Genomic DNA, 25,948 nt, shown 5'->3' with positions numbered 1-25,948 from the left:
ATCTAAACAGATACGTTATGCTCTCTAAGAGCATCATTTAACGATGTTTTCTTGTCTGTACTTTCTTTTCTAGTTCCTATAATTAAGGCACAATTTACGTTATATTCTCCTGCAGGGAATTTTTTAGTTATAGACCCGGGAATTACTACTGAACGTGGAGGCACATATCCTCTGTATTCTTTAGGTTCACTTCCTGAAACATCAATTATTTTAGTAGAAGAAGTTAAGGTAACGTTTGCTCCTAAAACCGCTTCATCATCAACATGTACACCCTCTACAACAATACAACGTGAACCAATAAAGCAATTATTTCCAATAATAACCGGTGCCGCTTGTAAAGGTTCTAAAACACCGCCAATACCAACACCTCCGCTTAAATGTACATTTTTACCAATCTGTGCACAACTTCCTACTGTTGCCCAAGTATCTACCATAGTACCTTCATCTACATAAGCACCTATATTAACATAAGAAGGCATTAAGATCGCTCCGCTGGAAATATATGCTCCTTTTCTTGCAACTGCATGAGGTACTACACGAACTCCTTTTTCAGCATATCCTGTTTTTAAAGGAATTTTATCATGATACTCAAAAATACCTACTTCATAGGTTTCCATTTTTTGTATAGGGAAATATAATACTACCGCTTTTTTAACCCACTCATTTACTTGCCATTTTCCATCTTCTAACGGCTGTGCTACTCTTAGTTTTCCTGAATCTAACAATTCTATTACTTCTCGAATTGCTTTTTGATATTCTATATCCGATAATAATGCACGGTCATTCCAAACTTTTTCAATAGTTTGTTGTAAATCTTTCATATTTTTTGTTTATACAACAAATTTAACAATTTTTATAATTGTTTTTTACGTTTATTTACATGTATACACACATATTTTAGAAATATAGTAAAGGTAAAAATTAGTATTAGCTAAATTTTTATTCATTTTTATTAAAACAAATAGTAATGTATAAACATAATTAGCCGGAAAATATTAAAAATTTATAATGGGTATTAATTTTAAGTTTGGGAAAATTGGGCTTCGTAAAGTTTTCTATAGTACCCTTTTTGTTGTAACAAGGAATTATGGTTTCCCATTTCAACTATTTTCCCATGATCTAATACGATAATTTTGTCCGCATTCTGTATGGTAGCTAAACGATGAGCAATAATAATGGAAGTTCGATTTTTAGTAATCTTATCGGTGGCTTTTTGTATTAATTCCTCTGATTTAGTGTCTATAGATGAAGTTGCTTCATCTAACACCAGAATAGAAGGGTTATATAAATAAGCTCGTAAAAAGGAAATCAATTGTCGTTGACCTAAAGAGATGGAAGCTCCCCGTTCGCTAACTTCATAGCCGTAACCATTGGGAAGGCTCATTATAAAATCATCTATTTGAATTTCTTTTGCAGCTTTGCGTACTTCTTCTAAGGTTATATCTTTATTTCCAAAAGTGATATTTTCTAAAATGGTATCATTAAACAAAAATACATCTTGTAATACAACAGCGATGTGCGACCGTAAATTGTGTAATTCATACGATTTTATATCCGTTCCGTCTATATATATATGCCCTCCCGAAATTTCATAAAAACGGCTTAATAAATTTATAATAGTTGATTTTCCTGCTCCGGTAGCTCCAACAATTGCTACTTTTTCTCCACCGGAAACCGTAAATGAAAGATCTTTAAGAACATTTTCTCCTTTTACATATGAAAATGACACATGGTCAAAAATGATATCTCCTTTAATGATATCTTTTTTTACAGTTCCTTTATTTGATATTTCATGATTGGAATCCAATACGGTAAAAACTCGTTCCGCTCCAACAATACCTCTTTGAATGGTATTAAAGCGATCTGCTATTTGCCTCATGGGCCTCACCAGCATGTTCACATAGGAAGTAGTAAAAGCTATAACTACACCCGGTGATATATTGTGTGCCGTTAATGCGTTATAACCTGCATACCATATCATGACACCAATGGCAATACCGGTAATAATATCTACAGCAGGAAAAAAAAGTGAAAAATAGAAAACTGTTTTAAGATAGGCTTTTTCTAATTTTTGATTAATTTGAAAAAACTTTTTATATTCTTTTTTCTGTTGATTAAATACTTGAACAATGGTCATTCCTGACAGCCTCTCTTGAACAAAGCTGTTTTGATTAGCTGTTTGATTTCTTTCTTCTGAAAAAGCTTTTTTTATGGCTTTTTGAAATATTCGGGTTATAATAGTCATTATCGGGAAAATGAACAATGCTATGGTTGCTAATTCCCAATTAATCCAATACATAGTTATTACCACAAAAATTATACGAAGAATATCTCCTAAAACCATTAAAATTCCATCGGTATATATAGTTGAAATAGTTTCGATATCGGATACAGAGCGAGTGACTAACACCCCTAAAGGCGTTTTATCGAAAAAAGAAGATTTAAAATAAATGAGCTTTTTGTATAATTTTATTCGTAAGCTACGAATCACATTTTGAGCAACAAAGTTAGAAGCATAGACTAAAAAAAATTGTAATACAACTTCAGTCAACATTAATAAAAAAATAAGCAAAAGGGAATGATATAAATTTGAAAAATTTTTATTTTTAATAATATCAACATCTATTGCATGACTTATTACAACCGGACGGAAAGAGGAAACATATGCTAACGCCAATGCTATAAAAATTGTAGAATAAAACCATACAGGATATTTACTTCCCAATTCCATTAATCGAGAAAGTGCTTGACCTGCTTTTACGTTTTTTTCTTTTTTATGTTTCATAATATATATCCTGAGGATAGTTAACTTTCACTAAAGTAAGACCTTTAGCAGGTGCTGAAGTGGAAGCAAATTTACGGTCTTTTTTTTCAATTATGTTTCTAAATTCCTTTTCATCAATTTTTCCTCTGCCAACATCCATGAGAGTCCCTGCAATTGCTCTAACCATATTTCTCAAAAATCTATTGGCAGCAATGGTAAAGACTAATTCATCTTCATATTGTTTCCATTCTGCTTGGTAAATATAGCAATCATTCGTTTTATTATCCGAATGTAGTTTTGAAAAACTGGTAAAGTCTTTATATTCAAATAATACTTTTGCAGCTTTGTTCATTTTATCTACATCAAACTGATAAAAAAGAAATTGAGCATGGAATTGCTGTTTAAAAGGATTTTTCAGGGTAGAAATTCTATACTTATAAATTCTTTCCGTTGCATCGAAACGTGCATGTGCTGAGTCTTTAACTCGGAATATTGCTTTTATGGAAATATCCGAAGGCAATAAAGAATTTAATTTTCTAACCAATTGATCAGGCAATTCTTCTTCCCACTCAAAATGAGCATACATTTCAGCTGCATGAACTCCCGTATCAGTTCTTCCTGCTCCAATTGTTTTTATTTCTTTTCTAAGTAATCGACTTAATGCCGATTCTAATTTTTCTTGTACTGATATATGTTTTGGCTGTCTCTGATACCCGTAATACTGAGTACCATCGTATGAAAATTGAATGAAATAACGCAATTTTATTGTAAATTTACTACAAAAATAGTGAGAAAAATATTATTGCTTTCCGATACCCATTCTTATATTGATGATCGTATATTGGAATATGCTTCCCAAGCAGACGAGGTTTGGCATGCAGGTGATATTGGTGATATAAAGGTTTCCGAAACTTTAAAAAAAACGGTTCCTGTATTTAAAGCGGTCTATGGAAATATTGATGGAACAGAAATTCGTAAAGAATTCCCTCTTAATCTACGTTTTTTTTGTGAGAAAGTGGATGTATGGATGACCCATATTGGCGGTTATCCGGGTAAATATGCACCAATCATACGCGAAGAAATAAAATTGAATCCTCCTAAACTTTTTATTTGCGGTCATTCACATATTTTAAAAGTTATGAATGATAAAAAACTTCATTTACTTCATATGAATCCGGGTGCTATAGGAATCTATGGATTTCATAAGGTAAGGACTATGTTACGATTTGAAATAAATCAGGAAACTATACAGAATTTAGAAGTTATTGAATTTACTAGATGATTTGTTTTTATGTTTTATTGACTTAACGTCCCTTTTAAACAGTAAAATTCAAAAAATTTCGAAATTTAATCTTTAACAATTCTAGTAATACTCACCTAAATATTTCTTCAATTTAATTTATTTTTTTCCTAAATGATTATTAAATTTATAACAATTAACTAATATTAATATTATTATTTAAATTATAATATATTAATGATATTCTATATGCTGATTTAAAATAACGAATTTTGTTGTTACATTTAGGCAAATTTTTTGATTATGATTAAATATTTTACAGTATTTAACGTAACATAATTAATATCAAATGATACTAATGTTTAAAAATTATTCTGCCAAATTCAGTTTATGATAAGATCTGTTATTCGTTTATCTTTAATAATGCTCCCTTTATTAGGTGTTGCTCAATCAAAAGTTGTAGTAGCTTTTAAAATTATAGATAAAGAAAAAAATTCCTGTGTTGATGTTAACTTACAGAAAAATTTTATATTCCAATATGAAAATAGTTCCGGTTATAAAGACCTCAAAAGTTTAGTTTCTACAAAGTGTTTCAATAGTTATGCAATAACTAAAATTTCTGGTAATTTTCGAATTTATATTTCAGTACCTGAATATGAATCACAATATCTTGATTTTACTATTACTAAACAAAGTAAAGATACCCTATATTTAGGTGAAGTTTATCTAACACGTATGTATCCCGAAATTAGTGAAGAAATTCAGAAACCTTCCAAATCTGCTGAAAAAGAAATTGAGGGGGTAACAGTGACCGGGGCACGTAAGAAATTTATTAAATTAGAAGCTAACAAGACTACTTATACGATAAAGGATAATGATTTACTTTCCGGCGGAAGTGCACAAGAAACTTTAACAAAACTTCCGGGGGTTATCAAGGGATATGGTGGAAATCTTACCGTAAATGGTAAGTCCATGACTATTTATATTGATGATATCCCGACAGGTCTAACGGGTGGAGACTTAGAAAATTTATTACAAAGTTTACCATCAAATGCTATTGAAAAAATTGAAATTATATCCAACCCGGGAGCTTCTTACGATGCTAAAACAGGGGGTGGTATTATAAATATTATTACTAATGGTAGGGCATTGCGAGGAATAAACGGATCTGCTTCTTTAAATTACCAATTTAACAAGAACAACCGGGTATCTCCTTCTATTAGTTTAAATAGTCGTTTAAAAAGTGTATCCTTACAATTAAATAGTGGTTATAATTATAGGGAAAACGATAAAACTACCTATTATAAAAGGGAATTTACTTCTTTCTCTCCTTCCATTATTTTTGATCAAAAGAATATTGAAAATAAATATAATCGTTTTTATTATTTTAGACCTTCTTCAAATATTCGCCTTAACAAAAACAGTAATTTATTGATCAATTATAACTTAAGTTATACTGATAACAGTAATCATTATACGGGTGAATCTTTGAGCTCTAACGATATTGAACCAATTAATCTTTTAAATAATTCAAAATATTCGGAAGATAACACCAATCATGAATTAACCACAAAGTATAAGGTTAAATTAGATACATTAGGAAACTTGTTTGATATAACGGCATCTTATAAACACTTTAATAAAAATTCAACAAATAACAGTATTCAGAATAATGAGGGTGTTTATAAATATTCTGTAAATGATATTGATTATAAATCCGATTATTTTCAAGTGAATCCTAATTTTGAATTTTCTTTTAATAAGGTAGGAATAAAAATGAATACCGGTGGAAAGTATTCTCATACTAAATATACCAGTAACGGAAAATATAATCTTTTAAATACTTCTTCTTCTATACTGGAAACTCCGGATTATAATTCATTCAGGGATTTTATATACGATGAAAATCAATATGCTTTATATGGAGAATTAAGCAAAAAATTTGAAAAATTGGATTTGACTGCAGGGGTTCGTTATGAAAATTTAGAATTTAAAAATAAAGTAAAAACTACTGATCAAAATATTAAATATACGTTTGAAAAGTTTTTCCCATCTTTTAGTTTACTATATAAATTTAATCCTACGCTGGATTTTAATGCTACCTACAGAAAGAGTATGATGCCTCCTTCCTATTCTAATATGGATCCGAATTTAACCAACTATTTTGACGAATTCAATACTTCGGAAGGAAACTTACATCTTAAGCCGGATTATTACGATAACTATGAAGTGTCTTTAAGTGCATGGAGATATTTGAAAATCTCTTTCAACTACACGTATTCTAAAAATATAAATATGCTGTATTACGAGACTGAAGACAATTCATTAACCGTAAATCAAACTACTCGTACATTTCACGGCATGAAAAACTATAACGTATGGGTAGGTATTCCTATACCTTTTAAATTGGTTACCATGGGTAAAAAATTCTTTGACGAGCCTATGAATATGGATAAAATGAATTTCATTTACCTTTATGGAATGTATAATTACTACAAAGTAAACGATTATCCGTATTTAGATAAAGTAAAACCTATGTGGTTTTATGTAATATATGCTCAATTAATCCTTCCGAAAGATTTTAAATTAACCACTTTCTTTTTATCTAGTACAGATAAGGGATATTTTGAAATTTACAAATCCTATAAACCTTTCCGTTATTCTAATATAGAACTTTCAAGATCCTTTAGTAACAAAACTATTAAGGCTTCTTTAGGTATTCAAAATATATTGGGTCCTACTAAGTTTAATTCTGATATTAATAATTTTAATTTAAGAACCAATTATTATAGTAGAGACAGCGATCAATTGTTCTATATTAAATTATCTTACAGTTTTGATAAAAACCGTAATATTAAAAAGGAAAATACAATTATTGAAGATGATACTAATTCAAATTCTAACAAGTTGTTACCTTCCGTTCCGTTAAAATAAATACTCAATTTTATATAAATCAAAAAAGGCTGATAATTTAAATATTATCAGCCTTTAATTTTTACTTTTTTTATGAATATTAGTTTTCTTTCTTTACCATCTCAATATGCTCAATATGATCTTCAAAATAAATATTTCCTTCAGTTTCAAATCCAAATTTTTTATAAAATGGAACTGCATAATATTGAGCACCGATTCTTATCGGTTGTTTACCATGAAGTGTAAATAAAGATTCAATGGATTTTTCCATTAAAATTTTCCCTAATCCGGTAGAACGATATTCCTTACAAACTATAATTCTTCCAATGGAAGCTTCATTAAAGGAAACTTTTTCAGGAAAAATCCTGGAATAAGCAACTAATTGTTCTCCTTTATACAGTAATAAATGATGCGCTTTATAATCTTTATAGTCCAAATCCTGGTACGAACATTTTTGCTCGACTATAAATACTTCATTTCTTAATCGTAATAAGTTATACAATTCGTCTAAAGTAAGTTGATCAAATTTTTTTAAAACATAATCATAGGGATGAGTGCTACTCTTGGGCATCTTTCATAAATTTTTCTACTTTTTCAACCATTTTTTTTGAACCACAAACAAATGGTGTTCTTTCATGCAATTCAACAGGATTTAAATCCAATATTCGTGTAAAACCATCACTGGCACTTCCTCCTGCTTGTTCCGCAAGGAATGCCATAGGATTACATTCATATAACAATCGTAATTTGCCTTTAGGGGCTTGTGAATAGGAAGGATATAGGTAAATGCCTCCTTTCAACATATTTCTATGAAAATCGGAAACTAAAGATCCGATATAACGGGAAGTATACGGTCTATTTTCTTTTTCTTCTTGACAATATTTTATATAATTCTTAATTCCTTGAGGAAATTTAAGATAATTTCCTTCATTTACGGAATATATTTTTCCATCTTCAGGTATTTTAATATTAGGATGTGAAAGATAAAACACTCCCAAAGCCGGATCTAAAGTAAAACCATTTACACCGTTACCTGTTGTATAAACTAACATTGTAGATGAACCGTACACTATATATCCGGCTGCTACCTGTTTATTTCCGGGTTGTAAAAAATCTTCCAATGTAACGGGTCCATCTTCCGAAATTCTTCTATAAATAGAAAAAATAGTTCCTACATTAACATTTACATCTATATTGGAAGATCCGTCTAAAGGATCAATTAATACCACATATTTACTGTTATGTGAATTATCTTTAGAATTTATACTGATGAAGTCTTCATTTTCTTCGGAAGCAATTCCACAAACGACTTCTCTATTTTTTAAGGCACCAATAAATACATCATTGGCAAACACATCTAATTTTTGTTGCTCTTCACCTTGTATATTCTGATTTCCAATTGCTCCAATAATATCAACGAGCCCAGCTTTATTAACTTGCTGATTAACAACTTTACTGGCTAATCTTATTGCTCCTAAAAGGCGTGACAACTCTCCTGAAGAATATTTAAAATCTGCCTGTTTATCAATTATAAATTCGCCTAAAGTCTGTGAGCTCTTCGATTTCATATTTTATATATTTAGTTTTTTGAATGTTCCAAATATATTGATTTTTGGTTGTACTTTATAAGTAATATGCAGATTTGTCATATATTTGCTGAAGGTCTTTTAATATTTAAAATACTTATTGTACTGTTTATCATTATAATATAAATTTTAAGTCTATTAATACGTAAATTCCCGCTGTGTAAAAATTCTTTTTTCACAAAATTTATTTATGGGAAAATGTGTTTTTTATATATTGAAAATATATAACTATCATTTATGAAAGTTTATAAATTTGGAGGTGCTTCAGTACAAAATGAAAAAAATGTACGTGCTATTTTAAAAGTTTTAAACCAAACCGGATACAAATCAACCATTATTGTTGTTTCGGCCATGGGTAAAACGACTAACGCATTAGAAGATGTTATTCAAGCATACTTTCAAAATAATGATACGTATAAAATATTAATAGATAGAATAGAGGAGGAGCATTTAGAAATAGTTAAAAAATTATTTTCTAATTATACGGAAGTTTATAACGATATTAAGAATATTTTTAAAAATTTGCGATCTTTACTAACGAACAATACATCCGATAATTTTAATTTCTTATACGATCAAACGGTAAGTTTTGGTGAAATTATTTCATCCAGAATTTTAAGCTCTTTTTTAAATTATTCAGGAATTACCAATACTTGGATTGATAGTAGAAATTATCTAAAAACTGATGATAATTATAGGGAAGGGACTATAAATTGGGAACGTACGCAAAAACAATTTGAAAATTTTGATACTTCTCAAACATATGTTACTCAAGGTTTTTTAGCTTCTAATTCCGGCAATTTTACTGTAACTCTGGGAAGGGAAGGATCAGATTATTCTGCTGCCATAATTGCCTATTGTTTACATGCTGAAAGTGTTACCATTTGGAAAGATGTTCCGGGAATTATGACCGGAGATCCTGACTACTATGAAAACGCTCAATTATTAAAATATCTTTCCTATGAAGAAGCTATGGATATGTCATTTTTTGGAGCATCTATCCTTCATCCGAAAACTATCTTTCCTTTGTATAAAGGTGAGATTCCATTGAACATTCGTTCTTTTTTAGAACTTGAAAATCATGGCACTTATATTACGAAAGGAGTTAAGGGAGATCCGAGCGTTTCTTGTTTCATACAAAAATTAAATGTACATTTGCTTACTATTTCTTCCATTTATTTTACTTATAATCTGGAAGATATTCTTTGTATACTCTTCAAACAACTTACTGAACTGAATATTAAAACTAACATGATCAAGGTTTCAGCTTGTTCAGTTTCACTGGTTATTGAAGATAAATTTAATTCAATTAACATTTTACTGAATATACTCGCAAATTCTTTTAATGTAACATTAGAAGAAAATGTGCGTCTATTTACGATAACGAATAGTTCACAGAAAATACGAAATAATTTTAAAAAAGGAAAAACAGTTTTATTAGAACAATTGGTAAAACAAACTTACCAAGCAATTGTAAAAGAATAACAATATGAGTTTAGTCACCTTAGAGGATATACAAAATACTTTAAACCTTAAGAAATTTGGTTTTATTGGAAAGGGTATAGCATGGACCCTTATGAATGTTTCAAAACTTGGTCATATAAATAAATTTTGTACTGAAAATAAAGATTTACCTACCAATGAATTTCTTACTGCAGTTTTAAAACATCTAAAAATTAACTACGAAATTCATGAGGAAGATTTAAAAAGAATTCCTGAAAAGGGACCTTTTATAATTGTTTCCAATCACCCTCTAGGAGGATTAGATGGCATAATTTTAATGAAAATTGTTTCGGAAATTCGTCCGGATTTTAAAATAATGACTAATTTTTTATTGCAAAAAATTGAACCTCTAAAAAAAGTTATTATTCCTGTTAATCCTTTTGAAACCAGAAAAGATACTTTTGACAGCAAAAAAGGTTTTATTGAAACTTTGCGTGTCCTAAAAGATAATCACTGTGTAATAATTTTCCCGGCCGGTGAAGTTTCTCATTATTACCCGGATACCAAAAAATATCAAGACAGAGAGTGGGTGGAAAGTGCCTTAAAACTTTTGAAAAAAGCTAAAGTACCCGTAATTCCTGTATATTTTCATGCGAGAAACAGTAAGTTGTTTTACAAAATGTCTAATATTCATCCGGATTTACAGACTGCAATGCTGCCTAGAGAATTGGTTAGAAAAAGAAAAGCGCCTATTAAAATACGAATCGGTAAACCTATTTCAGTTAAACAGCAAGATGAATATACGGATATCAAGTCTTACGGTAATTTTTTAAGGAATAAGGTATATATGCTTAAATCATTCTATACTACGGTTAAGAATCCATTTAAAAATATAAAGTTCCTTTCAGTTTCAGCAATGACTAAGTCTGCTAATTCCAATGAAGTTAAGCCTATTATTAAAGAGACACCTCATGAATTAATCTTAAAAGAAGTTGAGCTTTTAAAAGAAATTGATTGTGAACTATTTTCCAATTCTCAATATGAAGTTTATTTAGCTAAACCTGAAAAAATACCTAATATCTTACGGGAAATTGGCCGATTAAGAGAAATTTGTTTTCGCGAAGTGGGAGAGGGAACCAACGAACCTTTTGATCTGGATGAATTCGATCAAATTTATCATCACTTATTTTTATGGGATAAAGAAAATAAACTTATCGCGGGTGCTTATCGTATGGGATTGGGAAAAGAGATTTATGAAAAATACGGAATTAAAGGTTTTTATACTGCTTCTCTTTTCGAATATGATTCGGAAGTACATCCTTTCTTTAAAAAAATCATTGAAATGGGTAGGGCATTTATTTCCAGTGAATATCAAAAAAAACCTATGCCCTTATTACTTTTATGGAGAGGAATTGTACATGTTTGCTTAAGAAATCCGCATTATAAATACCTGGTAGGTGGTGTAAGTATAAGCAATCAATTTTCCAACTTTTCTAAATCGATAATGGTTGAATTTATGCGTTCTCATTATTTTGATTCTTATGTTGCTCAATATGTACATTCAAAAAATGAATTTAAAGTTCATCTGAAATCCAATGAAAAAGATTTATTCTTTGATGCTGCGGATAATGATCTTAATAAATTTGACAAGTTAATTGATGAACTTGAGCCCGATTTAAGACTTCCCGTATTGATCAAAAAATATTTAAAACAAAACGCTCGTGTTATTGCTTTTAACGTCGACCCTAAATTTAATGATGCCATTGACGGATTGATGTATATTAGAATTAGTGATATCCCGGATAGTACTATTAATCCGGTGTTAGAGGAGTTAGATTCTATGGACAAAAAAAACCAAAAGGAAGAATAATAAACAATTGTTAACAAGTTTATAACCATTCATTTGAAACAAGATTACTAATTGCTTTTATTAAAGTACACTATACTTAGATTTTCAACACCTTACGAATGTTGAACTTTTTATAAAAATTTAATCTACTATTTTAAAAAGGTAAATAGCTATTATTTACCTTTTTTTATTTCTATACTTAGATTATTTCACATTCTTCAATCCTTTACTAATATTGAGCCTGTCTACAAGCTTATTTAAAGGCTTTTTCTATATTTTCTTTTATAATAATTATCCCAATAGATAACTGTTCGTAAATTAAAAAATACGATAAATTAAAATTAAAATAATTATATCTTATTATCATAAAATAATAATTAATTGTATGCATAATTAATCATTAGTAATGTAAAAATTTATATTTTAATGATTATTTTGATTTTATTTAAATAAATAAATATAATTAATGTTAGAGTTATTTATAGTGTAAAATTTTAAAATATAATTTTGTAACTACAGAAATCTTTTAAACTCTAAACTATACTTATAAATTTTAACCTAATATAATATATTAACTATTAATATTTTACAAAATAATACATATATAAATACTTAATTATGAATTAATTAATAAATATGTTAATAACTTAATTTATTTCAAAAATTCCTATAATTATATAATTGACTGTAAATCAATAAAATTATATAATTATTATTAAAAATTATTTTTATTAACTCTTAAATTTTCAATAAGTTAAAACAATATTAACAATTTAAATAAATTATTGTTAACATTTTTAAACAAAAAATTTTGCTTCAAGAGTTACAATTTCCATTTATAAAGATTTAAGATTTTTCCAAATATTTATAAAACTTTTTAAAAATGAATTTTACCTTCCTTTTGATAAGTTTAATAACAGTTACTTTTTAAACAGACACTTTATTAATAACTTCTAAAAATTGTTGATAAGTGATTTAGTTTATTGATTTATACTTATTTATTTTCAATAAATTTTGTTAATATCATATTTAGAAATATTAATAACTCACTATTTCAAAGTTATTAACATATTAACAGGTCTATTATTACTATTACTTTAAATTTTATTTAATTAATTAAAAAAAGATATATAAATAATAATTAATTGTGGAAAAAATTCAGGTTTCAAAATTTCTCTTTTCGTTTTTATGAAGGTATATTTGTAAGAAAAATAAGTAAAAATTATGAAGACAGTTAATGATTTCAATTTCAATGGAAAAAAAGCATTAATTAGAGTTGATTTTAATGTTCCTCAAGATGAAAATCTTAAGGTTACTGATAATACAAGAATTGTTTCTGCTAAGCCAACTATAGATAAAATATTGAAAGATGGAGGTTCTGTAATATTGATGACGCATTTAGGCAGACCCAAAGGTCAGGTTACAGATAAATATTCTTTAAAACACATTGTTGATGAGGTATCAAAAGTTTTAGGTGTTCCTGTTAAGTTCGTTGATGAATGTGTAGGACCTAAAGCCGAAAAAGCTGCAGCAGAATTAAAACCCGGTGAAGTTTTATTGTTAGAAAATTTACGTTTTCACAATGAAGAGGAGAAAGGAGATGAAGGATTTGCTAAAGAATTAGCCAAACTAGGTGATATTTATGTAAACGATGCATTCGGTACTGCACATCGCGCTCATGCATCTACTGCTATTATTGCTAAATTCTTCCCTTCTAACAAATGTTTTGGTCTTTTGATGGCCAAAGAGCTTGATGCTATTCAAAAAGTCCTTAAAACAGGCGAAAAACCTGTTACGGCTATATTAGGAGGTTCTAAAGTTTCTTCTAAAATTACTATTATAGAAAACATCCTTCCGGTGGTTAATAATTTAATAATCGGAGGAGGAATGACCTATACTTTTATTAAAGCTCAAGGAGGTAAGATCGGAAACTCTATCTGTGAAGATGATAAACAAGAATTGGCACTTGATATACTTAAAAAAGCTAAAGAAAAAGGTGTAAAAGTATATCTTCCGGAAGATTCTGTTATAGGTGATGACTTTTCAAATGATGCAAATAGAAAAGTAGTCGATACTAATGATATTCCTGACGGATGGGAAGGTTTGGATGTTGGACCTAAAACTATTAAAACATTTTCTGATGTTATTTTAGCTTCAAAAACCATATTATGGAACGGACCTTTAGGAGTATTTGAAATGCCAAATTTTGCCGTTGGTACTAAAGCTATTGGAGATGCTATTGGTGAAGCCACTAAGAAAGGAGCTTTCTCCTTAGTTGGAGGAGGTGACAGTGTAGCATTTGTTAAACAAAATAATTATACTGATAAAGTTAGTTACGTTTCAACCGGGGGAGGAGCAATGCTTGAATCATTAGAAGGTAGAGAATTACCCGGAGTAGCAGCTATTTTAAATGATTAATATCAAAATCTAGCATTATACAATATAAAAAAAGAAGCTTGATATTTTAAGCTTCTTTTTTTATATGTTAATAACTATTCATAAGTAATTTTAATTTTATTATTGCTCTAATAAAATTTTAATACATAAAATCTTTAAAAATAAATATATTTTTGTATAAATAAATTTATATTTTTAGAAATATAAAATATAATATTCAGTAATTTATATCAAAAATATTATTTTTATAGATTTATTTAATAAATATTTAAAGTTTTAAACATCTACTATTACAAATTATCCTCTTTTAAACTTTCTTACTTATTGATTTGAAAATAAAAATTTTGTGAAAATTTTATTTTTTTAAAATGTAAATAACAGATGAATAATTACCATCATTCATTCCTTTTAAATTTGATAAGGCAGCAATGAATGGAAATCTAAAAATTCCTAAAGGATTATTCATATAATTTTCACTGATTAAAGAAATATAGAAACTATCAAACGGTAGGGGGTACGTATGAATTACTTCAAACTTGTTATTATTAAAAAAATCAATGGCACCTTTTTTAGAATAATGAAATATATGTCTAGGTACATCCCAGGCCGCCCAATATTCTCTATAAAATTTAGCATCAAAAGATTTGTAATTTGGAACTGCTATTATTATATATCCATTATTTTTTAATTTTAATCTTAGTTTTGACAGGATTTTTTCCGGATTAGGGATGTGTTCTAATACATGCCAAAGTGTAATGACATCTAAAGAATTATTTTCAACAGAATCTAAAGAAGTTGTTATAAGATTTTCACCAATTTTAGATTTAGCTGTTTCAGCTGCTTTTATATTTGGTTCAAAACCAAGTATTGAAAAATTTTTATCTTTTATGAATTTTAGAAAGGTTCCATCTCCACAACCATAATCTAATAATGTTCCGGACGTTTTGTATTTATTAATAATCTTTAATTTATATTTTTCATTCAATTTTTGAATTAATAAATATATTTTTGATTTTAAGGACTGATCTTTGGAATGGGATAAATATTTTTCACTTTCATAATATTTTGAAAGAACTTCAGGTATTTGGGTAGTTTTTAAAATATCGGTATATTCAGATTTTTGAATTTCAAAAATTTCATTAGATAAAAAGTGATCTTTAATTTTCATTTTCAATTTTGTATATATAATATCATATAGTAAAATATTTAGGATTATAAATAAATGTTCCACGTGGAACATTTATTTATAACTTTATATTATCTACCCATGTAAATTAATAAAACATTTATATCGGATGGAGATACGCCACTTATTCTACTGGCTTGACCTATAGTCTCAGGTTTGAATTTCATTAGTTTTTGTTTAGCTTCAGTAGATATACTATTTAATTTTGAATAGTCAAAATTTGAAGGAATTTTTATATTTTCTAATCTATTTAATTTTTCAACATTTTCAAGTTCTTTGTCAATATAGCCTTTATATTTAATTTTAATTTCTACTTGTTCAAGAACCTCATTCGAAAAATGATTTGATTTGATATAATCATTTATTGAGGATATGTTTTCCAAGTCTTTTAAGTATATATTAGGTCTAACCAATATACTGTCAGCTTTTACAGTTTGAGAAATAGGAGTTGAATTTTTTTGTAGTAAAATTGGATTAGTTTCTTCTTTGGTTATGGATTTTGATTTTATAAAATCTATACAATTATTCGTTTGCTTAATTTTCTTTTCTAAATTTTGCATTCTTTCAAATGATGCTAAACCAAGTGTATAACTTAATGGCGTTAATCGTTCATCGGCATTATCCTGTCTTAAGCTCATTCTATATTCTGCACGTGAGGTAAACATTCGATAAGGTTCTTCAGTTCCTTTGGTAATAAGATCATCAATTAATACTCCAATATACGCTTCATTTCTCTTAAGAACCAACGGCTCTTTATTTTGAATTTTAAGTGAAGCATTAATACCGGCCATCAATCCTTGAGCTGCTGCCTCTTCATAACCCGTTGTACCATTAATTTGTCCCGCAAAATATAAATGATTAATATTTTTTGTTTCTAATGTATTTTTTAATTGAGTAGGAGGGAAGTAGTCATATTCAATAGCGTAACCCGGTCTGAAAAATTTAGCTTTTTCAAATCCCGGGATTAGTTGTAAAGCTTTAATTTGAATATCATCCGGTAAAGATGTACTAAATCCGTTGATATAGAATTCAACAGTTTGCCAGCCTTCCGGTTCAGCAAATATTTGATGTCTTTCTCTATCTGCAAATCTGTTAATTTTGTCTTCGATCGAAGGACAATATCTTGGACCTGTACTTTTAATTGTTCCATTAAATAAAGGAGATCTTTCAAATCCTTCACGTAAAACTTCATGAACTTTTACATTAGTATAGGTAATATAACAACTTCTTTGTTTGTCGAGTTTAGGTGTATTAGTATAGGAAAATTTTTGTGGATCAATATCTCCTTTTTGTTCTTCCATTTTTGAGAAATCTATGCTTCTACCATCTACCCTGGGAGGTGTTCCTGTTTTCATTCTACCGGCCTCAAATCCTAATTTAACTAGATTTTCAGTGATTCCAAATGCGGCTTTTTCACCCATTCTACCTCCGCCGAACTGTTTGTTTCCAATATGGATTAAACCATTTAGAAAAGTTCCATTAGTTAATATTACAGCTTTTGAATAAATAACAGCTCCCATGTAGGTTTTAACACCAATAATTTGATCATTTTCTGTTAATAATTCAACAACCATGTCTTGAAAAAAATCAAGATTTGGAATGCTTTCTAATTGTAATCGCCATTCTTCCGAAAATCTCATTCGATCGGATTGTGCTCTTGGACTCCACATGGCAGGTCCCTTAGATAAATTAAGCATTTTGAATTGAATCATAGTTTTATCAGTAACAATACCTGATAAACCGCCCAAAGCATCGATTTCTCTAACTATTTGTCCTTTTGCAATACCTCCCATAGCCGGATTGCAAGACATTTGACCAATAGTTTGAAGATTCATGGTAATTAGTAGTGTTTTTGAGCCTAAATTGGCAGCAGCAGCGGCAGCTTCTGAACCTGCATGTCCACCACCTACAACAATAACATCGTATTTTTCTAATATCATTTTAACAGATGTTTCACGTGAAACAAAATTTTTTTATAATTAATTTTTAATAATTTTTATATAAGTCTATATAAGTATTTTCCTTTTTTCTCATAAGTTCAATATCCTTTTCCAATTTATCTTTGTACCCGATGATATGCAGAACTCCATGAACTAAAACACGGTTTAATTCATGATCAAAGTCTTCATTATTAATTACTGCATTTTCTTTAACTCTGTCTGTGGAAATGAATATATCACCCGAAATTAATTGGTTTTCTTTATAATCAAACGTAATTATATCCGTGTAATAATCATGATTTAAATATTGAATATTAATTTCTAATAATTGTTCATCAGAGCAAAAAATATAATTTATATCTCCTACACGGCAGGCTTCTTGTTCTATAACTTCTTTTAACCACTTTTTTCTTTTTAATTTATTTTTTAAAATAAAATCATTATTTGAAAAATAATTTATCATTTTTTGTTAATTTCTACTTAGCTAAATTAATATTTAAATTCTGAAATTTTAATATAATAAAATTCTTCATACTATTTACTAATACTATTAAATTTTATAATAACTTTTACATTTAATAACAAGTATACTTTCTGTATAAATTAAGAGAAAATGATTATAAAGAATAAAAATTTTTTAAATAAAGTAATTATACAAAAATAGGATTGAAAAAAATGATAGGTAACAATTTTGTTAAAACCAATATCCTAAACCAACACTAAAAACACCTTTGTTTTGATTGGTAGAAAATGTGTATAATAAGTTAATAGGTCCAAAAGGACTGTCATATCCATATCCTACTCCATAACTAAAATATTTGTATTTAAAATATCTTATATCTTTAAATTCATCTTCAACGTTAGCCATGTCTGCATATATTTTTACATAATGATTTTTTAAAATTTTATAGTTTAAAGAAGAATATAATGAGAATAGTTGATCACCGGATTTATAGGCAAATGGTAATCCTAAAAATTTACTGAAATTTAAGAAATCTTGTTCAAAATAACCACCGTTAAAATATTTGTATTGTAAAGAAGGCGTATTAAAAGATACTCCTAAAAAATGTTGATTTTCTAAAGCCAATCGACGTCCGAAGGGGATTGAATAACTTAATTGAGTTTTAATTGTGGAAAACTTTTCAAAACTAGGAGCATTAGAATAAAATATATATTTAGCAGAGGCATCTAGTTTAAAACCTTTAAAAGGAAAGTTAGAGTTATCTCTAGTATCAGCCTTTATATAAAAATAAGGATTATAAAAAAAACTCTCGTCTTTATTAAAATTTTTGTGATCTACTTCGTTAATTCGATCATAGGAAAAAGGAGAGATGCGCATGTAACTATATTCTATACCGGTACCAACAGCATATTTTTCATTTAAGGTAGACTGTAGATATAGTTGTTGATTAAAGTATCGAATGCGATTAAATGAATATTCACTTCTTTTTATATCGGAATAATTAAAATTAAAAGAATTAAAAGTCGTATTAGATCCAATACTTGGTAATATTCCATTGTCTATAAAATAATTTATATTAGTTCTGAAATTATTTCCAAAAATTACATCAATGGATAAATTGGAATTATTTAATATAAGCTTATTTAAAGTAACATTAGCTAAAAGAGAAGTTTTATATACATCATCATAATGGATTCCAAATTTTATGGAATTATTATCTTTTTTATCTAGATATAAGTTAACTTGTTGATTTTCATTAAAATTTTCAGAAGTTAGCTCATAAAAAACCCGATTATAATTTCCCGTAGAATATAAAGCAGAAATTCCTTTATCTAATTTGGTAATAGAGGTATTTTGAGGTAATTTCAAACCTAATTTTCTTTTTATATAAACAGAATCTTTAGAAGAATTACCAATAATGGAAAGTTTGGTAATAAACAAATTTTTTTCGGAAGGTAGTTCCTGTATTCTCGGTCTATTGATAGTATCAAACCCTTGTAATTTTGCAATTTTTAATAGCTCAGGAAACGCCTTTTCTCCGGCTAGTTTTCCTTTATACAAAATGGAATCCTTTTTATCAAAATCGGTTACATCATAATTCTTTACATCGGGTCGAATTAGTAAATCTACATAACTTCTTTCAAAATCCGTTTTAATATTGATACGATAGCTTATAATTTGACTAATAATATTTAATATAGATTTAATTTCATTCGCTTTTTGTAAACCATTACCTAAATCAACTCCGATAATGATATCCATGCCTTTATCTCGTAACGCTCGGGAAGGAAAATTATTAACAATTCCACCGTCAATTAAGGTTTTATCATCAATTTTAACCGGTTCGATAAGAGAAGGATAAGCACCACTAGCCAAAACACTGAGAGGAAGAAAACCTTTTTCCATTTGTTCTTCGTCACCGGTTTCTAAATTAGTTGCTATGCATAAGAAAGGTATCGGTAGTTTAGAATAATCATGAATATCATGAACATTGTACAATAAATTAGTTAAAAGCATTAAAGGTCCTTGTCCCTTACTTAAAGCTGATGGAAAAACTACTTTAAAATTGGAGATGGGTAAAGTCAAAATATATTTTTCTCTGTAAGATTTATCAAAAAATGGAATAAAATTTCGATTTCTGTCCTGTAAAAAAAGTTCGTTAAAATCAATGCTTTTAATGATATTTCTCATTTCTTTAGGAGAATACCCTGCAGCATATAACGAACCCACTATGGCACCCATACTGGTTCCGCTTATATAATCAATTTTAATTCCTGCTTTTTCAATAGCTTCTATAACTTCTACATGAGCGAACCCTTTAGCACCTCCGCCACTAAGAACTAAGCCTACTTTGGGTCTACGATTTAAAGAATCCTGAATTGATATAAAAGTTGAATCTCTATTTATACCGTAAAATAAATTTCCTATTAGTAAAATAAAAAATAATAAGTATTTTTTACAAAATTTCATAATAGCAAATATATTAAAAACATGTAATTTATATAAGTAATAATAAAATAGAAAGAATTGGTAAGTTTTTTTTAGATTTACTTAAAAATATACTTAGTATTACATTTATTTTTAAAATCTATTTTAAAAGGAAAGATGGTACTATTCATATATAATGAATTTAAAATTTATAACTATTAATTGAGATATAGCGATTAAAACAAATAATTAAAAAAATATTAAAAATAGATTTATCTATATATTATATTTTACTTATATAAATGGAAAAAGTAAAGAAAACTAAAATTCTTTTTAGAATCCGATCCATGGAAACCGGAGGTGTTCAAAAAGTCTTGCTAAATATTTTAAATCATTTAGATAAGAATATTTTTGATATTACTTTATTGTTGAATCTATATCAAGGAGAATTAATTAAGGAAATACCGGAATCCATTAAAGTTCAATATATAGGAAAAGGAAGAGAATTTATGAATTCAAATTCTTTTATAAAAAAATTCCAATTAATCACTAGGGCTGCAAAATTAAAATTGTATTCAAAATTTTCTCGATTATTATATAAAAATCTAAAACTCTATGATCAAGATGTTGAAATAGCTTTTTTCCATTATAATTACGATGATGTTTTAAACAGTCCTAATCGAAAATCCAAAAAAATAGGTTGGATGCATGGTGATATAAAAAATATTACCATAAATGGAAATAAAGAGAAATTTGTAGCTAAATTTTTGAGATTTAATACCATGGTTTATGTTTCACAACAAACTATGGAAAGTGCAAAAAGTTTTAATGATCAGATAGCTGCAAATGCTAAGATTATTTATAATCCAATAGAGGTTGAAGATATCATAGCTAAATCCAAGCTGAAACCAAATATAAAAATCAGTTCACACAAAAATGATTCAATACAATCATTTATATCAGTTGGAAGAATAAAACCGGGCAAAGGTTATCAACTTTTAATTGAAGCCCATAAAAAGCTTATTGATGATGGATTATATCATAAAATATATCTCGTTGGAGAGGGAGAATATAAAGAAGAATTACTAAAAAAAGTAAAAGAATATCGTATAGGAGAAACATTTATATTTTTGGGAGAACATAGTAATCCCTACCCGTTGATTAAAGAAGCAGATTATTTTATACTTCCATCATTTTCAGAAGCGTATCCTTTAGTTATTGCAGAAAGTCTTATATTGGAAAAGCCGATTATAACTACCGATGTTGGAGGAATTAGAGAAATGATGGTCGACCAAGAAAATGGTATATTCATTCCAAGTAAGAATGAACAAGCCCTATACGAAGCAATGAAAATTTTGTTGTCTGACCCAAAAAAAGTGCAATTCTTTATCGAAAATAATAAAAAATGTAAAGAAAATTTTTCACCTGTTACTATATATAAAGAAATAGAAAAGCTGTTAACAAAGTAAAAAAATCAATGAATGGAAAAAAATTCCGTAATAACAGTAATAACACCCACTTATAATAGGGCTCATACGCTCGATAGAGTCTATGAATCACTAAAAAAACAATCATTTAAACAATTTATGTGGATAATTATGGATGATGGTTCTACGGATTCGACCAGTCAGTTGGTGCAAAAATATATAGATGAAAATAGTATTCCTATTGAATACTATAAAGGAAAAAATCGTCATAAATTTATTACCGTATTTGAAGGAATTAAGAAGGTAAAAACACCTTATTTTGTAATTATTGATTCAGATGATAGTTGGCCTGAAAATTCATTTGAAATATTGTATGAAGAAGTCTGCAGCATTAAAAATCAAGATCAATATATTGGAGTAATTGGACATTCAGCAGATACGGAAGGAAATTTAGTAGGAAGTTTTTTCCCCGAAAACGGATTTATAGGTTCTATTTTAGAAATGCGATATAAATACAAAGTAAAGGGAGATAAAAATGGTATTTTTATAACAAAAAGTTATCAAAGAGAATTGGATAAATTTGATTATTTAATTTATGAAAATAAAGGCTATATTCCTCAAAGTGTTTTCTTTACCATTTACGATGCAAAAGGGTTAAAAACAAAATTTATTAATAAGATAATTCGTACTTATCATAAAGACGATAACGATTCAGAATCGGTTTCCAATACCCGTTGGAAGGGGAAAAATATTTTCGGATTAAGAGAGGGATATAGAGCCATGCTAAACAATTATAGCTATCAGTTATTTTCATATCCTAAAACTTTGCTTAGAAATTTAATCGGATTTCAATTTTATTCCTTTTTAAATAAAAGATCTTTAGCGTCAAATATCGCAGACATTAATAATCCTTTAATTAAGACCATGAGTGTTTTAACATTGCCATTTAGCTATATATATTATTTTATAAATAAAAGATAGCTGTAATAAAAAAATGAAAAAGTTATTGTTTATAACCTATTCACTAGGTAAATCCGGAGGAGTACAAACCGTTTTAACTAATTTAATGAATGAACTATGTACTAAGTTCGATATAACGGTTTTATGTTTGGATGGAAATGAGGTATTTCTATACGATTTAAACCCTAAAATCAAGTCAGTGGTTTTAAATTCTTTTGGAAATACAAAATCATTTCAGGCAATGGTACTAATTAACAAATACTTTTCGTGGTTGCCAAAGAAACAAAACATTAAAAATTATATTTATCAATACGGAGTATATTGCCTTTTAAAAAAATGGTTAAAAAAAAACCAACAGAATTATGATACCATAATTTCTTGCAGATATACGCTTTCAAGCATGTTGTCCACCATTAAAGGAATAAATAAGAAAACATGGGCGTGGGAACACATAAACTATAAGATGGGAGGTTTATTTTGGAATACCCTTATGCGACCATATTACAAAAATTTAAAAGGAATTATTTATATAAATAAAGAATCCGAAGAACATTATAAAAAGATAAATCCTAACAGCTATTTAATTTATAACCTCATAGGTGATCCTTTTGAGAATATGCCATTTATATGTTGTGAAGAAAAAGAAAATACCATTTTATTTGTCGGAAGGCTTCATCCTGAAAAAAATATAAGGCAACTAGTGGAAATATATTCTAATTTAAAAGAAAAAGAAGGGTGGAATTTTAAAATAATCGGAGAAGGACCTGAAAAAAGTTATTTAGAAAATTATGTAAAAGATCATCCTCATTCACATATAGGGATATTGGGAAATAAGACAAAAGAAGAGGTGTGTAACTATATGATGAAAAGTAAAATTTTAGTACTAGCATCAGAATCTGAGGCTTTTGGTCTGGTACTGGTTGAATCTATGTTTTGTAGCAATATTTTGATTTCTTATGATTGTGAATTTGGTCCTGCTTCAATAGTAAATAATAAAAATGGTTTTCTAATAAAGCATCATGATAAAGAAGATTTTACAAATAAGCTTCAATTATTAATAACTGATGAAGAGTTGTTAAAAAAATTAAATAAATCTTCTTATGAAGAATCTAAAAAGTGGAAAAAGGACAGCATTATTTCAACATGGAAAATTCTTTTAGATAAAAACTAACTAATCTCAAAATGGAAAATAAGAAATTATTATACTATGTTCAATGTTTAAGAGGTTTAGCATCATTGCTTGTATGTGGATTTCATACACGTTATTGGATTAATTTAAATGATAGTAGTAAGTTAGGAGATTTTTTATTTGCAAAAGGTTTGTATGGAGTAGAATTATTTTTTATCATTAGTGGATTTATAATGATATATACCACAAAAGATAATTTTTTACAAAGTCAATATAAGTATTCAAAATTATTTATAAAGAAAAGAATAATTAGAATTGCTCCTTTGTATACTATATTAACAATAGTTTGGTATATTATATTTATTGATTCTTTTAACTGGAATGTATTTATTAAAATTATAAAATCCATAATGTTTATTCCGTATAATGAATTCCCTATTTTATATTTAGGATGGTCTTTAAACTATGAAATGTTTTTTTACTTGATATTTGCAATAAGCTTATTATTTGGGCATTATAAATATAAAGTTTTGCTTATATTTTTTATGATATTTATAAGTTTACAACACTTTAAATATCAAAATAGTTATCTAAATATGATTTCAAGCTTTCAGCTAAATTACTTTTTGGTAGGAGTATTATTAGGGTTATTTAGAAATAAAATTATAATAACTAATTTTCATATTTCATTGGTATTAATTGTTGTATCAATGTTTATATTGATTTTATTTTTATTCAATTATGTTAAAATAAATAATAAAATAGGATTATTACTTTTTTTTACATTCATCGTATATAGCGTAATTAATTTTGATTTTTCTCAAATAAAAATAAATCTAAATGCGCTTTATTTCTTAGGAAATATATCGTATTCTTTATATTTATTTCATCCATTTATTCCAAATTTATTGAAGGAGCATTTTGATATTTTTCCGGGAATATTTAAAATTGATTTATTAAATTATTTTTTCTACATTTTAATGATGTTAAGCATAATATTATTTTCATATATACTTTATCATCTAATTGAAAAAAAACTTTCAAATGAATTAAAAAATTTTTTAAAGTTAAGATGAAAAAAAAGAAAATACTTATTAGAATAGGATCCTTACGTCATGGAGGAGCTGAAAAAGTTTTAGTAACATTTTTAAAAAATTTACCCGAAAATAAATATGAAATAGATCTGTTATTAAATCTTAAATCAGGAAAATATTTAAAAGACGTTCCCTCTTGGGTCTCAGTATATCATCTACATAAAGGAGAAATGATAACAACAAACAAACCTTGGGAAATACCCGTTAAAGCTTTTAGAAGATCCTATGAAGAACTGTTGAAATTATTTCCTATAGCACTTTATAAATTTATTTTAAAAAAACAAAATTATGATATAGAGCTTATTGCCAATCACAGACTGTTGGAAGAAGTTTTAAAAAGTCCAATAAAAACCTCAAAAAAGGTAGTTTGGGTTCATAATGATTTGTTCAGCATATCAGAATATACAACCAAAAAATTAAGTAATTTTTTTAAAGCAGATAAAATATGGGTAATATCTGAAAAAATTAAATCCGGATTCGAAAAATTAGCCACAACCCGAGAGGACAGAGAAAAACTAATTAGAATTTATAATCCAATTGATTCTCAAGAAATTATAAAAAAATCAGAAGAAGATATTAACTTTACTTTTACAAAAGAAAAGAATGAAAAGATTTTTGTAGCTGTTGGTACAGTTTTTCCACAGAAAGGTTTTGACCGACTTATAAAAATGCATAAAAGGCTTTTACAAGAAGGATATAAGCATAAAATTTATATAGTAGGAGACGGGTATGATTTTAAAAATATCCATACTTTGATTAAATCATTGAATTTGGATGATACAGTAAAAATGGTAGGTTATCAAGAAAATCCATATCCATTTTTTAAAAATGCTGATTATTTTATTTTATCCTCACGATATGAAGGATATCCAACCGTTTTATTTGAAGCATTAACGTTGAAAAAGCCGATAATAGCTACGGATGTTTCCGGAGTCAGCGAAATATTGCAAGAAGGAAAATTAGGAAAAATCGTTGAAAATTCTGAAGAAGGGATTTATACCGGAATGAAACAATTTTTAACACAACCCGAAATCACCCAAAAATATGTACAAGAAATGAACAACAAGGAATTACCCTTTACATTAGAGAATGCTGTATCCCGATTAACAACTATTTTAGACAATTTATAA

Annotated in this window: 19 protein-coding genes; 10 read left to right on the top strand and 9 right to left on the bottom strand. The window is 27.7% G+C overall.

Annotation, left to right across the window (positions count from 1 at the left end; genetic code table 11):
• Nucleotides 1-2: 2 nt before the first annotated feature.
• From C4S75_RS01170 to truA, 3 genes are all read right to left on the bottom strand, one after another.
• The gene (locus tag C4S75_RS01170) at nt 3-821 is read right to left on the bottom strand and encodes a 2,3,4,5-tetrahydropyridine-2,6-dicarboxylate N-succinyltransferase (RefSeq protein ID WP_105296482.1); all 819 of its coding nucleotides are present in this window, start codon (nt 819-821) and stop codon (nt 3-5) included.
• Nucleotides 822-1,021: 200 nt separating this feature from the next.
• Nucleotides 1,022-2,785, bottom strand: coding sequence for an ABC transporter ATP-binding protein (locus tag C4S75_RS01165; RefSeq protein WP_185116729.1), 1,764 nt, complete (start codon nt 2,783-2,785; stop codon nt 1,022-1,024).
• Nucleotides 2,775-3,524 carry a tRNA pseudouridine(38-40) synthase TruA gene (gene truA, locus C4S75_RS01160; RefSeq protein WP_105296481.1) on the bottom strand — a complete coding sequence of 250 codons (750 nt, stop codon included), beginning with the start codon at nt 3,522-3,524 and terminating at the stop codon, nt 2,775-2,777. Before truA ends, C4S75_RS01165 begins: the two co-directional genes overlap by 11 nt.
• A gap of 27 nt (nt 3,525-3,551) precedes the next feature.
• Here truA and C4S75_RS01155 point away from each other — a divergent pair, with 27 nt between their 5' ends.
• Both C4S75_RS01155 and C4S75_RS01150 read left to right on the top strand, forming a co-directional pair.
• On the top strand, nt 3,552-4,046 hold the full coding sequence (locus tag C4S75_RS01155; protein ID WP_105296480.1) for a metallophosphoesterase: 495 nt from the start codon (nt 3,552-3,554) through the stop codon (nt 4,044-4,046).
• A 348-nt stretch (nt 4,047-4,394) separates the two neighbouring features.
• On the top strand, nt 4,395-6,938 hold the full coding sequence (locus C4S75_RS01150) for a TonB-dependent receptor domain-containing protein (protein WP_105296479.1): 2,544 nt from the start codon (nt 4,395-4,397) through the stop codon (nt 6,936-6,938).
• A 79-nt stretch (nt 6,939-7,017) separates the two neighbouring features.
• Here the strand turns inward: C4S75_RS01150 and C4S75_RS01145 are convergent, their stop codons facing one another.
• Together C4S75_RS01145 and fbp are read right to left on the bottom strand one after the other, a co-directional pair.
• Nucleotides 7,018-7,488 (bottom strand): GNAT family N-acetyltransferase, encoded by a 471-nt coding sequence (locus tag C4S75_RS01145; protein ID WP_105296478.1) that lies wholly within the window; start codon nt 7,486-7,488, stop codon nt 7,018-7,020.
• Complete coding sequence (gene fbp, locus C4S75_RS01140) at nt 7,475-8,485, bottom strand: class 1 fructose-bisphosphatase (RefSeq protein WP_105296477.1); 1,011 nt, start codon at nt 8,483-8,485, stop codon at nt 7,475-7,477. Before fbp ends, C4S75_RS01145 begins: the two co-directional genes overlap by 14 nt.
• 255 nt (nt 8,486-8,740) lie before the next feature.
• Between fbp and C4S75_RS01135 the strand changes: the two genes are divergently transcribed.
• From C4S75_RS01135 to pgk, 3 genes are all read left to right on the top strand, one after another.
• Nucleotides 8,741-9,988 carry an aspartate kinase gene (locus C4S75_RS01135; protein WP_105296476.1) on the top strand — a complete coding sequence of 416 codons (1,248 nt, stop codon included), beginning with the start codon at nt 8,741-8,743 and terminating at the stop codon, nt 9,986-9,988.
• Nucleotides 9,989-9,992: 4 nt separating this feature from the next.
• Nucleotides 9,993-11,816, top strand: coding sequence for a lysophospholipid acyltransferase family protein (locus tag C4S75_RS01130; RefSeq protein ID WP_105296475.1), 1,824 nt, complete (start codon nt 9,993-9,995; stop codon nt 11,814-11,816).
• A gap of 1,203 nt (nt 11,817-13,019) precedes the next feature.
• Nucleotides 13,020-14,213, top strand: a complete 1,194-nt coding sequence (gene pgk, locus C4S75_RS01125; RefSeq protein WP_105296474.1) for a phosphoglycerate kinase — start codon at nt 13,020-13,022, stop codon at nt 14,211-14,213.
• A 334-nt stretch (nt 14,214-14,547) separates the two neighbouring features.
• On the opposite strand, the gene C4S75_RS01120 is transcribed toward pgk, so the two are convergent.
• The 4 genes from C4S75_RS01120 to C4S75_RS01105 all read right to left on the bottom strand — a co-directional run bounded on the left by C4S75_RS01120 (nt 14,548) and on the right by C4S75_RS01105 (nt 20,250).
• Nucleotides 14,548-15,360, bottom strand: coding sequence for a class I SAM-dependent methyltransferase (locus C4S75_RS01120; RefSeq protein ID WP_105296473.1), 813 nt, complete (start codon nt 15,358-15,360; stop codon nt 14,548-14,550).
• A gap of 89 nt (nt 15,361-15,449) precedes the next feature.
• On the bottom strand, nt 15,450-17,318 hold the full coding sequence (gene mnmG, locus C4S75_RS01115; protein WP_105296472.1) for a tRNA uridine-5-carboxymethylaminomethyl(34) synthesis enzyme MnmG: 1,869 nt from the start codon (nt 17,316-17,318) through the stop codon (nt 15,450-15,452).
• A gap of 46 nt (nt 17,319-17,364) precedes the next feature.
• Complete coding sequence (gene ybeY / locus C4S75_RS01110) at nt 17,365-17,781, bottom strand: rRNA maturation RNase YbeY (RefSeq protein WP_105296471.1); 417 nt, start codon at nt 17,779-17,781, stop codon at nt 17,365-17,367.
• A 231-nt stretch (nt 17,782-18,012) separates the two neighbouring features.
• Nucleotides 18,013-20,250 carry a patatin-like phospholipase family protein gene (locus C4S75_RS01105; RefSeq protein WP_105296470.1) on the bottom strand — a complete coding sequence of 746 codons (2,238 nt, stop codon included), beginning with the start codon at nt 20,248-20,250 and terminating at the stop codon, nt 18,013-18,015.
• Nucleotides 20,251-20,510: 260 nt separating this feature from the next.
• Here C4S75_RS01105 and C4S75_RS01100 point away from each other — a divergent pair, with 260 nt between their 5' ends.
• Genes C4S75_RS01100 through C4S75_RS01080 form a run of 5 tightly spaced genes read left to right on the top strand, consistent with a single transcriptional unit; the run spans nt 20,511 to nt 25,948 of the window.
• Nucleotides 20,511-21,677: a glycosyltransferase gene (locus C4S75_RS01100; RefSeq protein WP_105296469.1), complete on the top strand. Its 1,167-nt coding sequence runs from the start codon at nt 20,511-20,513 to the stop codon at nt 21,675-21,677.
• A gap of 12 nt (nt 21,678-21,689) precedes the next feature.
• The gene (locus tag C4S75_RS01095; RefSeq protein ID WP_105296468.1) at nt 21,690-22,616 is read left to right on the top strand and encodes a glycosyltransferase family A protein; all 927 of its coding nucleotides are present in this window, start codon (nt 21,690-21,692) and stop codon (nt 22,614-22,616) included.
• 13 nt (nt 22,617-22,629) lie between these two features.
• Nucleotides 22,630-23,766 (top strand): glycosyltransferase, encoded by a 1,137-nt coding sequence (locus C4S75_RS01090; protein ID WP_105296467.1) that lies wholly within the window; start codon nt 22,630-22,632, stop codon nt 23,764-23,766.
• Nucleotides 23,767-23,777: 11 nt separating this feature from the next.
• Entirely contained in the window at nt 23,778-24,800 is a 1,023-nt protein-coding gene (locus C4S75_RS10220) for an acyltransferase (protein WP_105296466.1), read from the top strand.
• Nucleotides 24,797-25,948, top strand: coding sequence for a glycosyltransferase (locus C4S75_RS01080; RefSeq protein WP_105296465.1), 1,152 nt, complete (start codon nt 24,797-24,799; stop codon nt 25,946-25,948). Before C4S75_RS10220 ends, C4S75_RS01080 begins: the two co-directional genes overlap by 4 nt.

This window comes from Apibacter sp. wkB309 (genome assembly GCF_002964915.1).
Lineage (GTDB): Bacteria > Bacteroidota > Bacteroidia > Flavobacteriales > Weeksellaceae > Apibacter.
The sequence above is the reverse complement of the archived record's forward strand: the minus strand, read 5'-3'. Positions and strand labels throughout refer to the sequence as shown.